The sequence below is a fragment of the Nocardia sp. NPDC060259 genome, from assembly GCF_042728775.1.
Lineage (GTDB): Bacteria > Actinomycetota > Actinomycetes > Mycobacteriales > Mycobacteriaceae > Nocardia.
This window is the reverse complement of sequence record NZ_JBHXAY010000010.1, coordinates 101,409-113,217: the sequence shown is the minus strand read 5'-3', so window position 1 is coordinate 113,217 and position 11,809 is coordinate 101,409. Positions and strand designations below refer to the sequence as shown.

The window sequence follows — 11,809 nt, the reverse complement described above, 5'->3', positions numbered from 1 at the left end:
ACTGCTCGACGCAGGCACCACAGGTGGTGCACGACCACAACACCTCGGGGTCGATGACGCCGTGCACGTCCTCGCCACCGATCAACGGACGCTCGGCCTCGGCACGGGCGGCCTCGGAGATCTTGGCCAGCTTCGCCTCGTCGGGCTTGCCGTCGGCGTCGACCAGACCGATCTCGTCGCCACCGGGATCCTTGCGGCCACCGGCCAGCAGGTACGGGGCAGCGGCGTAACCGTGGTCGCGCAGCGACATGATCAGCAGCTTGGGCGAGAGCGGCTTACCGGTGTTCCAGGCGGGGCACTGCGACTGGCAGCGACCACACTCGGTGCAGGTGGAGAAGTCCAGCCAGCCCTTCCAGGAGAAGTCCTCCATGCGGCCGACACCGAGGTTGTCGACATCGGGGTCGACGTTCTCCATGTCGAGGACCTTGCCGTTGGACATCATCGGCTTGGCCGCGCCGAGGGCGACGGTGCCGTCGGCCTCACGCTTGAAGTAGATGTTGAAGAAGGCCGAGAAGCGGTGCCAGGCCACGCCCCAGGTGATGTTGCGGCCGACTACGAGCAGCCAGACCATGCCGGACATCAGCTTGACGAACGCGAAGATCGAGATCAGCGTGACGTTGGGCGGGATGATCTTGGCGAGCTGGCCGGTGACCGGGTCGGTCCAGGTGGAGTGCCCGGTCAGCGACAGCACACCGGCCTTCACCAGCACCATACCGATGCCCTCGGTGAGCACGACCCACTCGACGAAGTACGCCGGACCGAACTTCGAGCCGCTGAAGCGGGAGAGGCGCGCGGGCAACCGCGGGTGGTTCAGCTGGCGGATGATCATCAGCGTCGCGATGCCGACGACGGTGCCGACGCCGAGGATCTCGTCACCGAGATGGAACCACCAGGTCTCGCCGATGAACGGCCACGACCAGGTGGGCTCGAAGGTCTGCCCGTAGGCCATGAACCAGAACTGCGCGCCGGCCAGGAAGCCGATCATGACCAGCCAGTGCGCCCAGCCGACGGTGCGGAACTTGTTCATCCGCGTATGCGCGATGAACTCGACGAGCATGGTCTTGAACCGCGGGAAGAACGGTCGCCACCGGTCCGGCGCGGACTGGCCGATCGTCACGGCCTTGCCGATGCTCCATGCGCCGCCGAGGAACGACGCCCAACAGAACAGGCTGAGCACTGCTCCAATCGTGCCCAACGTGATTGTCAGGGCATTCATGTCGCGACCTTTCTTTAGAGGCAACACGAGGGTCTTGGGGCGAGACGAACTCACCCGGTTGGCTCGTATCGTAACCGGCGCTAAGTTACCGGCCAGTAACTACCGGTGTCCACCGTAGGATCGGCATTTGCGCTCTGACCTTGTTTACTGCGGCTTGACCTAGGGTTTGCCTGTGAGCAATATCACATAAATGTTTGCCGCAAGGTGTCCAAGTCTGCTGGTGAACACCGTAAACCGTGCGTGATCTGCGGCGGAGCTAAGGTCAGGCTAACTCCGTCGACCGAGATTACTTCTGGCTTCCCGGGTTTCGGTCCATTAGGCTCCAGCTGTTCTGCTGCTGTGCCGGTCTTCACACTGCTCGGGGAGAAGTAAGGGACACCTCATGGTGTGTCCCTGCTTGACGGGTCTCGCGTGTCGCGGATCGCACATCACATCACACCTGATGGATTGGAACCCGAATGAACTTCCGTAGGACCACTGCGGCAGCCGCACTGGTTATCGGCGCAATGACTGTTTCGCTGGGGACTGCGCACGCCGAGCCGGTGCCCGCCCCGGCTCAGGACATCAAGTACTCGGTGAAGCTGGTCGACAAGACCATCGTCGCCACCCTGCAGAACGGCACCTTCTCGATCGTCGAGCAGGACGGCGAGACTCCCGAGGCGCCGAAGACCAAGGTCGCCGAGATCAAGGACACCACCGGCGCCACGGTCGTCTCGCTGCCGATCGACTTCACCGTCAACGGCACCGAGATCCCGACCAAGTCCGCGGTCACCAAGGACAGCACCGTCCTCGAGCTGACCCCGGAGAAGCCGGAAGGCCTGCAGCTGGGCACCGAGCCGGTCGGCGTGAAGCCGGTCCTCAAGGCTTATCCGATCGCCTCGGCGCAGGAGAACCAGAAGGCGATCAACGACTTCTCCAGCAAGTTCAGCATCGGCACCGCGATCGGCACCTTCGTCGGCACCGCCATCGGCGCCGTCGTCGGTTGCGTCTTCGGTCTGCCGCTGTTCGGTGTCGGCTGCCTGGCCGGTCTGCCGCTGGGCGCCGCTGTCGGCGGCATCCTGGGCATGATCGTCATCGGCGGTCCGACCATGCTGGCCGCGGGCATTGAGCTGCTCAACGTCATGCAGGCGCCCGAAGGCACCACCGTCTGGGCCGAGAAGCCGAAGGCTGCTCCGGCCGCCGCTCCGGCCAACTGATCCACAGCTTCACCGCGAAGGCCCCGCTCCGATCCGGAGCGGGGCCTTCCGCGTTCTCAGCCGAGATCGACGACCCCGGACAGTGATTCCGAGCCGCCTGCTTCACCGTGACGGCCGAATGTGCGCTCGGCCATGGTGTAGTGACCGTCCTCGCGCACCAGCAGCACCGTGCTCGCGCGGGTGCCGTGCAGATCGTGGGCGACGAAGCGCGCCGAGACGGCTCGCTCGAACTCCAGCGGGATGCCGGTGCGCGGCAGGAGCTCGTCGGGCGCTTCGGTGCGGTCGGCGAGCAGCGTGAAGTAGTCCTCGACGGAATGCGGCGCGGTCGCGACGATGTCGTGCAGACCGGCCAGCCCGGTGGCGACCTTCGGCCACAGCGGCGGCGCGCCCGCGCCGGTCACCACCGGAGCCTGGGGACGGGTGTGGATCAATCCGGGCTCCGACGCCAGGTGGGCGGAATTGGACAGCGCGTGCAGACCGGGCGCGAGTTCGGCGGGGCCGGTGCCGCTGCGATTGGAATGCCACCACAGCGTGCGCAGGTCGCCGACGAGCAGGTTGTAGCCGATGTAGTCGTCCGGCGCGGTGGCGATCCCGCCCAGGTAGTCCGACGGCGCCGCGGCGCCGCGCAGGTAGTCCATCAGCAGTGCGCCGCGCGAGCGCGGGTGCGGCGGGACGTCGTGCGGATTGCGGACATTGGTGACCGTGGCGAACCGCGGGTCGTCGGTGCGCAGACCCAGCCACGTACCCGGTGCGACGGCGCCGAGATCACGCCCGGCCAGCAGCATCTCCCCTGGCCAGCGGCGTAGCGACTCGGTGTCGCGGGTGTAGAACTCGTCCCGGTTGGCGGCCACGATCAGCCGGTACTCGGGGTGCGCCCGCCAGGCGAGCAGAACCAGACACATGCCCCCAGCATGCCCTGGACGCCGGAAAGGCCGGTAGCGCACTGCTACCGGCCTTTCCGAGCTGCTCTGTGCCCGCGGAAACCGCGATCAGTTGGTGCGGACCGCCAGGCCCGGGTTGTCCGAGAGGACGACGCTCAGCGGCTGCGCGAACAGCTGCGGGACGTCACCGGTGATCGCGCCGATGATGTTCGGGATCTCGCAGATCGGGTAGTCGGCGACCGACGACGCGCTGGAGATGCCGAGCGCCAGGCGACCGGTGACGATCGCGCCGCCCGAATCGCCGGGCAGGGCGCAGATGTTGGCCGAGAAGCTCTGGGTCATCTGCCGATCGCCGACCTGCACCGTCTGGTCGACACCGTTGATGATGCCGCAGCTGAAGCCGGTACGCGCACCCGACTTGCAGACCGGGGCGCCGACCACCGGGGTAGCCACGCCGTCGACCGCGATCGGGGCGTTGCCCGGCACGCGCACGAGGTTGTTCTCGAAGCGGGGACGGGAGTTGTCGTTGATCCGGATGATCGAGTAGTCCTGCGCGCCGAGCACCGACTTCTGGAAGGTGCCGACCTGGGCGCCCGCGCGATCACCGTTCAGCTCGTAGACGGCGGCCGCGTCGGCGGTACCGGCCGTACCGAGATCGGGGTTGCAGTGACCCGCCGAGATGTTGACGACGTTGCCGGCGCGGTCGGTGCCGTTGAAGCCGAGCGAGCAGCGCAGCGAGCTGCGGCCGACCACCGAGGCGTAGCCGTCGCCGCCTGCCAGTGCACCGTTGCCGTCGCCGGCCACGGGGGTGGCGTTCAGCTCGACGCGCTCGCCTGCCACGGGCGGCGCGGTGACGACGACGCGGGACGGGTCGATGAAGCTGGGCAGCGGCAGCCCGGCCTGGTCGACACGCACCGCGATCGCGTTGTTCACGGGATCGACGACGACGCCACGCACGAGGGCGGCGACCTCCGGCGGTGCGGCGGCCAGCCAGTTCTCGAACGCGGTCTTCTCGCCGCGCAGCGCGGACTCGCTCTTGGCGACATTGCGGACCTCGAAACCGGCCGACTGGGCGGCTTCGCGGGCCTCGTCGATACCGGGGCCCTGCGCGAGCGCGACGACGGCGTTACCGGCGTCGTTCAGCCAGGCGCCGGCGAACGTCGCCGGGAACTGCCGCTGGGCGGTGGTGGAGAACGCGGCGACCTGCTGCGCGATATCGGCGCGGCGCAGGTACTCCTCCGGGGAGATCTTCAGATCGCGGGTGACCGCCTCCACCAGCTGGGCGGGCAGGTCGGGGGTGGGCTGCGCATCGGCAACCGCCATCGTGGGGCCGAACAGCAGAATCGCCGCCGAAGCGGCGATCATGGACTTCCGAGCTCTTCTCGAGCTTCGCGCGGACGGGGTGCGACCCATACGTGGCAGGAGCATGATCGAACTATATGGGCTGGAGCGGGTTATGCCCACTCGGACCGGGCAAGAGATTTCGCTCACCCGGTCCGCGTGGTCGGATCGTTATCGGATCAGCCCGCGTTCGGCTTGGTGCGCACCGAGATTCCGCTGCCGAGACCCCCGCCGGAGGTGGCCTCGATATCGGCCAGAATGGGCCGGATCGGCACGCCGAGCGAGGCCGTACCGCCGTAGGGGGCCAGCTGGGTGTTGGCCTCGGTGCAGTTGGGCGCCTCGGAGGCGTTGGAGCCGCTGGTGATGCCGAGCGCGAGGGTGCCGGAGACGATCGCGCCGCCGCTGTCGCCGCCGAGGGTGCAGGCGGTGCTGGCGAAGCCACGGATGGTCTTGCTGACGCCCTCGGCGGTGAACAGCTGGGTCTCCACCCGATCCGCCGACACGAAGCCGCAGGTGAAGGTGGAGGACTGACCGGTCTTGCAGACCGGGGCTCCGGTGACCGGTTCGGCGGTGCCGGTGATCGCCAGCGTCGTACCGTTCGCGCCGCGCACCCGTGGCTGATCCATGCCCGCGTTGACCGCGCGCTCGTTCAGCGTGATCACCGAGTAGTCCAGCGCGGCGGGCCCGCCGAGCACGGCCTTGGCGAACGAACCGACCTCGGGGCTGCTGGGGATGTCGCGCACGTTCGGCACGTAGACCGGCGCGCTGCCGCCCTTGTCGATGTTCGGGTTGCAGTGGCCTGCCGAGATATTGAGCGCGTTGCCTGCGGCGTCGGTGCTGTTGAAGCCGAACGAGCACACGTCGACGCCGCGCAGGGTCGCGTCGCGCAGGTCCTTGGTCGCGGTGATGTAGGTGTCGCCGCCCATCGGCTTGCGCTCGACCGGTCCGCCGCCGCCGGGGGAGAGCACCACCTTGATGGTGGCGATCAGGGTCGGCAGGTTCAGCAGGTGGCCGGTGCCGGTGTTGGCGACGTTGAGCACCAGCTGGCTGTTCAGCACGTCGATGGCGATCGAGCTGATCGGCGCGGAGATCTCGCGCGGCAGGCTCGCGATCCACTGGCTCAGTTGCAGCAGCGCGCCTTCCAGGCCGCCGGCCGAGATCGGCGCGAGGTGGGTCTGGTACCCGTCCGCCGCGGCGAGCTTGCCCGCCTCGGCGTTGGTGACCGCGACGACGGCCTTGCCTTCCGGGGTCAGCCAGGCGCCTGCGAAGGTGTCGGGGTTCTCGGCGCGGAAGTCGGTCGCGTAGTCGCGCAGCTGCTGCGCGCGGGCGGCGCGGTCGAGGTATTCGGTCGGGGTCATCCCGAGATCGCGCGAGAGTGCCGTCACCAGCTCGGCGGGCAGGGCGTCCGCGGAAAGCTGAAGCGGCGCGGCGGGTTCAGCCGCGGCGATGCCTGAGCCGAGCAGGGGTGCCAGGAGAACAGTCGCGGCGAAACCGGCGGAGGCTGCCTTGACTGCGGCGCGACGCGCCACCAACTTGCGCATGAAATCCCTTCGTCGGCACGAGTGATCGAGACCACCGCCGGCGGCTGTGATGTCGATCAGCGCATCACTCTAGGGCACGATCGCGCGGCGGGCGCGGTTACGGTACCCCCGCACCGGATCAGTTGTAGCCGGGAATCCGCATGGGTGAGGGGAGCGAGCCCGGCGGGTAGTTCTCGAACGGCAGCAGCGGGCGGGTGGTGCTGCGGCCGGGCGTGGTCGACGGCGCGGTGGTGGTCGGTTCCGGCGTGGTCGTCGGCGGTGGTTCGGTGCTGGTCGTCGGCTCCGGTTCGGGCTCGGTGGTCGTGGTGACGACCGGCTCCAGCGTGGCGGTTTCGGCGACCGGCGGCGGGGGCAGCACGGGCGTCGGCGTCACGGTGAGCGAGTCGGGGCGCGCGTCGGAGATCGGCGGCGGCGCGGTCGGCTCGGCGCCGCTGAGGACCACCGAGACCGCGACGCCGCCGAGCAGCAGTCCGACGAGCGCGGCGGCGGCGATCAGCAGCGGGGTCCGGCTGCGCTGAGCCGGCGCAGGCGCCGGTGGTTCCACGGGCACGACCGGCATGGCCGTGGTCGGGTTCAGCGCCTTCGTCGGCTGCGACATCACCGGCATCGCCGCCGAATACGCCTGCGCGGTCGCCGCCGGACGCGGCACCGCGGGCATCACATCGGTGGCGACCATCGCGTTCTCGGTGACGATCGGATCGGGCGGGGTAGCGCCCGCCGGTGTCGCCAGCACCGCGACCAGCGCGGCCTGGGCGGCGGCCGTCGCGAACGAGCGGCCTGCGTCGGCATCGTCGGCGGCGGGCGGCAGCTCGTCCTCGCCGAGCAGCGCCACCGACTTCAGGCCCAGATAGTCCAGCGCCTCGCGCACACCGCGCACGATCTCCGGCGACCAGTGCGCCGGATGCGTCGCGTAGAACTCGGCGGGGCCGCTGAGGTGCTCGGTGGTGAGATCGATGAGGCAGAACATCGCCGTCGCCAGCAAATCCTCGGCGCGGTAGGCCTCGCCGCCGTCGACATCCACCCCGGCCGGGTCGCCGACCGCGCGGACGAAACCGGCGATCGAGTGGGTGTGCCCGGAGGGCGCAGGCCCGCCGAGCGCCGCGTCACCGTCGTCGGACATGTGCAGCACCGCGTCGCGCGCGACGATCCGCACCGTGTCGTCCTCGGTGACCACCGCGGCGATGCACTCGTCATCGGCCATGCGCAGGCCGACCCCAGTGGCCATCCGATTTACCTCGCTTCGGCGTCGACGTCCTCCGCGTCGGGTTACACGAGCAGTGAACCGTGTCCCATGGCGCGGAGCATTGACAATAATTCCGATCGTGAGCGCGCGCCTATCCGGCGTCGGATTCGCGCGACGTGATGCTCCACGGTTTTCGCGGAAATGTACAGCCGTGCGCCGATCTCCCGATAGGTCAGACCGAGCAGCACCAGCTCGGCAACCTCGCGCTCGCGATCGCTGAGCGCGGCGGCCTCGCCGGTCAGCGGCGCCGGCCCGTCCGGTGTCTGCGGCAGCGGCTGCGCCGCGGGTCGCGACGGTTCGACGGGCTGGGCCTGCACCCGCACCGACCGGGCGAGCTTGAGCAGGGTGGTCGCGGTCGCCGAATCGCCCGCCGCGAGCGCGGCCTCGCTGGCCAGGCGGGCAGCGTCCCAGGTGAGCCCTAGTTCGGCCAGCGCCGATACCGCGGCCTGCACCTCGGCCGCGGCCACGTTGCCGCGCAGCACGAGCACCCACGTGCGTCCGGCGTCGGCCAGCACGACCGCCTGCCGGTCGCCCGCCTCCGCGGCCGTCTTCAGCGCGTGGGCGTGGGGTAGCAGCTCCTGGGGCGATTCGTCGGCGAGCGCGGCCTGCACCCCGTACCAGTGGAAGGAGTTGGTCCAGGCGGGTGCGCGACCGAGCTTGCGCAGCAGCGCCTTGGCCGCGTCGACCAGCGGGCCGATCCGGCGCACATCGCGCAGCCGGATGCCGGCCAGCCACAGTTCGCCGATCGGCAGCAGGCTCAACAGGTCGGCTTCGAGCTGGTCGAACAGCGGGCAGGCGGCTTGCCAGGCGCGCGCGAGGGCCGCGTGATCGCCGCCGCGGCGGGCCAGCCCCACCGCGAGGGCGTGCGCGAGGAGCTGATCGCGCGGGGCGAGCGCGGGGATGTCGATCTCGGCCAGTGTGCTCGCCGCGCCGCGTTCGTCACCGCCGAGCAGGGCGGTCCAGGCCGCGAGCACCGGCAGCTGAGCGCCGCCGGCCGCCCTGGCCAGCGAGTCCCTGGCGCGGCTCGGCTCACCGGCGCCGAGGCAGAGCAGCGTGGCGATCGAGACCGCGGTGCAGGGCAGGTATCGATCGTCGCCTGCGTTGCCGGCTTGGATCAGTGCGGAAATCGCGGCGGTCGTGCCCGCGCCGTGCGGGTCGAGCGATTCGTGCAGCGCGGAGGCGATGAGCCGCGCGCCGGCGTCGGCCTCGGTCGGCGGCCAGTGCTGTGCGGCGCCGGACATCTGGGTAGCGCCGGCGAGGTCGCCCGCGAGGGTGAGCACCATCGCCGCGGAGGCCCAGTCCGCACCGACGCGGTCGGGTCCGAGCCAGGTGTAGAGCCCGGCCGCGCGGCTGACCAAGCCGCGCCGGGTGAGCACTCCCGCGCAGATGCGCACCGCGGCAACGAGTTCGGTGTGGGAGGCGTTGTCGGTGGTCAGCAGTGGTTCGGCCAGGCGGAGCGCGGTGTCGGTGTCACCGGCGTGTGCGGCGGCTTCGGCCCAGCGCACCGCGATCGACTCGACCGGGGCGCCCGCCGCAGCCGCGGCGGCGAAATAGCGGGTCGCCTGATCGGACTTCTCCGCTGTGCGGCACAGGAATTCGGCGAGACGGGGATCGACGACGCCGGACTCGGCCAGGATCAGTGCCGTCCGATCGCGCAGCAGGCCGGAGTCGATCCGCGCGGTGAGCAGCCTGCGCTGCACCTCGACATAGCGGCGGTCGCCGAGCAGGGTGCGCAGCGGGGCCACCGCGGGCGCGAGGAGCAGGTCGGCATCGGTGACAAGTGCGCCCGCCCTGGCGCGGTCGATCAGGTCGTGCGCGGTGTCGGTGCCGACACCGAGTACTTCGGTGAGTTCGGTTGCGTCCAAACCGGTTCCGGTCGCGGCGATGACCAGCGTCTCGAGCAGGTCGGGTTCGATCGTGTCCAGGATGGTGCGCGTCCACGCGGCGACGGCGACGTCGACGGCGCTCACGCACGACTCGAGCGGCGCCGAGCGGGCCGCGGTCAGCGCCGCGACCACGCCGCCGGGAATGCCTGCGGTCAGCTGGTGGATGTGCAGCGCGAGTGGCTGGGACACGGCCATGCCGAGTTCCCTGGCGAACGACGCGATGTCGGCGCTGCCCAGCGCCCGTAGGTCCACCGTGCGGCCGTGGCGCGCGACGGCTTCGGACAGGGCGCGCAGCCGGGGATCGTGCGGGCGCGGCTGGGTGGCGAGAACGATCGTTCGATTCCCGGATTCGATTGCCGCGCACAGGGTGTGTAGCTCGGTGTCGGTGTAGCGGTGCACGTTGTCGGCGATGAGGACCGAGCGACCGTGGTCGCGAGCGGATTCGGCGACCGGGATGTCGCGGCCACGAAGGTGCGCGCGAACGGCCTTGAGCAGCATCGACTTTCCGGTTCCCGCCCGGCCGCGGATCAGCAGCAGTACCGGCTGCTGAGCGGCGGTGTCGAGTTCGCGGAAGATGGTTCGGGCATTCGGGAAGGTGTCGAGTGCGATATCAGCCACCGTTTCCTCCGAGGACCCGGCCCGGCAGCTGCGTGCCCGTTTCGATGGTCTCCTCGACCGCGCCGCCGACGCCGTCGAGCAGGTCGCCGGGGTTCACCTTGATGGGTGGGACCTGTGGGCGCGGGGCTGGGGAGGGTGCGGGGGCTGGTGCGGGAGCAGGGGCAGGCGCGGGGGCGGGTGCGGGCGACTGCGGCTGTTCGGCGGGTGGCGCCTGCGCGGGTTGACCGGTGGCGGGTTGTCCACCTGCCGGTGCGGGTGCCGTGGTGCCGTCGGCGGTCGCACCGGCCGGTGCAGGCGTTCCCGCCGCGGGCGCGCCGCCGGGTGTCCCGGCTTCGGTGGTGCCGACCGGGATCGCACCCGGCGGCACGGCGGCGCTGGTCGCGCCAGGCCGGGACGGATCGGCGACGGTCGAGTCCGTGGTGTTCGGCGCCGACCCGGGAGTTCCGCCGGTGCTGGTCGACGCGGCGACGCCGGGAACCTGCGGCGCGCTCGTCGTCGCGGCGGGTCCGCTCGGCGTTGGCTGGGTGACGCCGCCGATCGCGAGGGTGCCGGTGGCCAGGGCGGCCATGGTCAATGCCGCCGCGGTGACGAGCGCCGCGCGTTTGGCCGACGACATCCGGGCAGGGGCGGGATCGGCGGGCGGCAGCGCGAGTTCCTCGACGACCGGTGCCGCCGATACCGGCGCGACGGGCACGGCGGGGATGGCCTCGGTGGGCACGGAGATCGCGGCCACGTCCAGCGCGATCTCGGCCGCGCCGTGCGCCGCGCTGGTCGCCGGGTCGGCGCAGGCGGTGACGGGCAGCCCGAATTCGGTCGAGATCAGCTCGGCGACCAGCGGGATCGCCCCGCCGCCGCCGGTGAGCAGCACCCGGCTGACGTCGCCGGGGGTGAGCCCGGCGCGGCGCACCGCGTCGCGGAGCAGGTTCATCGAGTCGAGCAGGATCGGCCGCAGCAGATCTTCGAGTTCGCCGCGGGTCAGCCTGACCTGTTCGATGCGGCCGGTGGGGTCGAGCATGCCCACCGGAACCACCGTCGCGGTAATTCTGGAGAGCTCCTCTTTCGCATTTCTGCAGCGGGCTCGCAATGCCGAGAGTTCTTCTTCGACGACCGGGTCGAATGGATCGATGTCATTTCCGTCCAGAACATTTGCCAGGACGTAGCGCATCGTCAGCAAATCGAATTCCGAGCCGGCGATCGCGGTGCTGTGCACCGGCGCGCCCAGCAGGCCCGCCTGTTCGCCGGTGCGTAGCACGGTGACCGTCAGGCCGCTCGCGCCCAGGTCGTACACGGCCAGCGCGCCGTCGTCGAGCAGGCCGTTCTCCATCTCGTACCGGCGCACCGCGGCCAGTGGCTCTGGGACCAATGTCACTTCGGGCAGTCCCGCGCGCGCGAGCGCGGCTCGCGCGTTCTCGATGGTCTGCTCCGGCCACCACGCCGGGCAGCACGCGACGATGGTCGCCACCTCGGCGGATTCGCCTGCGGCGCCGGACAGTTCGGTGACCAGCGCGCGTGTCGCGGCGGCGACGAGGTCGGCCGCGTCGTGTGTCGAACCGTCCTCTGCCAGCATGTCTACCGGGTCGCCGACCCTGGACAGGTAGTCGTCGACAACCACTCCGCGCGCGTGGCGGGTAGCGTCGGCGAACCCGATCGAGCCGTCCGCGCCGAGCAGCAAGGTGCTGCGGTGTCTGCGAACAGTGGCACCGGCCCCGTCGGCGGTCGTGGCCGCGGCGACCGAATTCGCGGCTCCGACAGTGATGCCGAGCGCCAGACGCTCTGTCATTGGACAACCCCGTTCGCAGGACTTCCGGTGGACCGGTAGGCAGTGTGGACAACGAGATCGCCAGGGTGGCCGACGTCCCACCCGATCTGTCGGTTGCCGATAGGCCG

Annotated in this window: 8 protein-coding genes; 1 reads left to right on the top strand and 7 read right to left on the bottom strand. The window is 70.4% G+C overall.

The window, feature by feature from the left end; translation table 11 throughout:
- The coding region (locus tag ACFWF2_RS07260; RefSeq protein ID WP_379305530.1) for a 4Fe-4S dicluster domain-containing protein at nt 1-1,216 on the bottom strand (1,216 nt) is incomplete at its 3' end.
- 506 nt (nt 1,217-1,722) lie between these two features.
- On the opposite strand from ACFWF2_RS07260, the gene ACFWF2_RS07255 reads away from it, so the two are divergent.
- The gene (locus ACFWF2_RS07255; protein ID WP_379305528.1) at nt 1,723-2,412 is read left to right on the top strand and encodes a hypothetical protein; all 690 of its coding nucleotides are present in this window, start codon (nt 1,723-1,725) and stop codon (nt 2,410-2,412) included.
- Between the two features lie 56 nt (nt 2,413-2,468).
- Here ACFWF2_RS07255 and ACFWF2_RS07250 read toward each other — a convergent pair whose 3' ends face one another.
- The 6 genes from ACFWF2_RS07250 to ACFWF2_RS07225 all read right to left on the bottom strand — a co-directional run bounded on the left by ACFWF2_RS07250 (nt 2,469) and on the right by ACFWF2_RS07225 (nt 11,702).
- Entirely contained in the window at nt 2,469-3,314 is an 846-nt protein-coding gene (locus ACFWF2_RS07250; protein ID WP_379305526.1) for an NRDE family protein, read from the bottom strand.
- A gap of 87 nt (nt 3,315-3,401) precedes the next feature.
- Nucleotides 3,402-4,658: a S1 family peptidase gene (locus ACFWF2_RS07245; protein ID WP_379305524.1), complete on the bottom strand. Its 1,257-nt coding sequence runs from the start codon at nt 4,656-4,658 to the stop codon at nt 3,402-3,404.
- Nucleotides 4,659-4,813: 155 nt separating this feature from the next.
- A complete protein-coding gene (locus ACFWF2_RS07240) occupies nt 4,814-6,175 on the bottom strand; it encodes a S1 family peptidase (protein ID WP_379305522.1) in 1,362 nt (453 codons plus the stop codon).
- Between the two features lie 118 nt (nt 6,176-6,293).
- Entirely contained in the window at nt 6,294-7,400 is a 1,107-nt protein-coding gene (locus ACFWF2_RS07235) for a hypothetical protein (RefSeq protein WP_379305520.1), read from the bottom strand.
- Nucleotides 7,401-7,441: 41 nt separating this feature from the next.
- Nucleotides 7,442-9,922: a LuxR C-terminal-related transcriptional regulator gene (locus ACFWF2_RS07230; RefSeq protein ID WP_379305518.1), complete on the bottom strand. Its 2,481-nt coding sequence runs from the start codon at nt 9,920-9,922 to the stop codon at nt 7,442-7,444.
- Complete coding sequence (locus ACFWF2_RS07225) at nt 9,915-11,702, bottom strand: Hsp70 family protein (RefSeq protein ID WP_379305516.1); 1,788 nt, start codon at nt 11,700-11,702, stop codon at nt 9,915-9,917. The genes ACFWF2_RS07230 and ACFWF2_RS07225 overlap by 8 nt, the downstream gene beginning before the upstream one ends.
- Nucleotides 11,703-11,809: the final 107 nt, after the last annotated feature.

Excerpts from the sequence above, each read along its gene's own strand:
- ACFWF2_RS07245 (WP_379305524.1), bottom strand. The coding sequence starts at position 4,658 with ATGATCGCCGCTTCGGCGGCGATTCTGCTGTTCGGCCCCACGATGGCG.
- ACFWF2_RS07225 (WP_379305516.1), bottom strand. The coding sequence starts at position 11,702 with ATGACAGAGCGTCTGGCGCTCGGCATCACTGTCGGAGCCGCGAATTCG.
- ACFWF2_RS07255 (WP_379305528.1), top strand. The coding sequence starts at position 1,723 with ATGACTGTTTCGCTGGGGACTGCGCACGCCGAGCCGGTGCCCGCCCCG.
- ACFWF2_RS07250 (WP_379305526.1), bottom strand. The coding sequence starts at position 3,314 with ATGTGTCTGGTTCTGCTCGCCTGGCGGGCGCACCCCGAGTACCGGCTG.
- ACFWF2_RS07240 (WP_379305522.1), bottom strand. The coding sequence starts at position 6,175 with ATGCGCAAGTTGGTGGCGCGTCGCGCCGCAGTCAAGGCAGCCTCCGCC.
- ACFWF2_RS07235 (WP_379305520.1), bottom strand. The coding sequence starts at position 7,400 with ATGGCCACTGGGGTCGGCCTGCGCATGGCCGATGACGAGTGCATCGCC.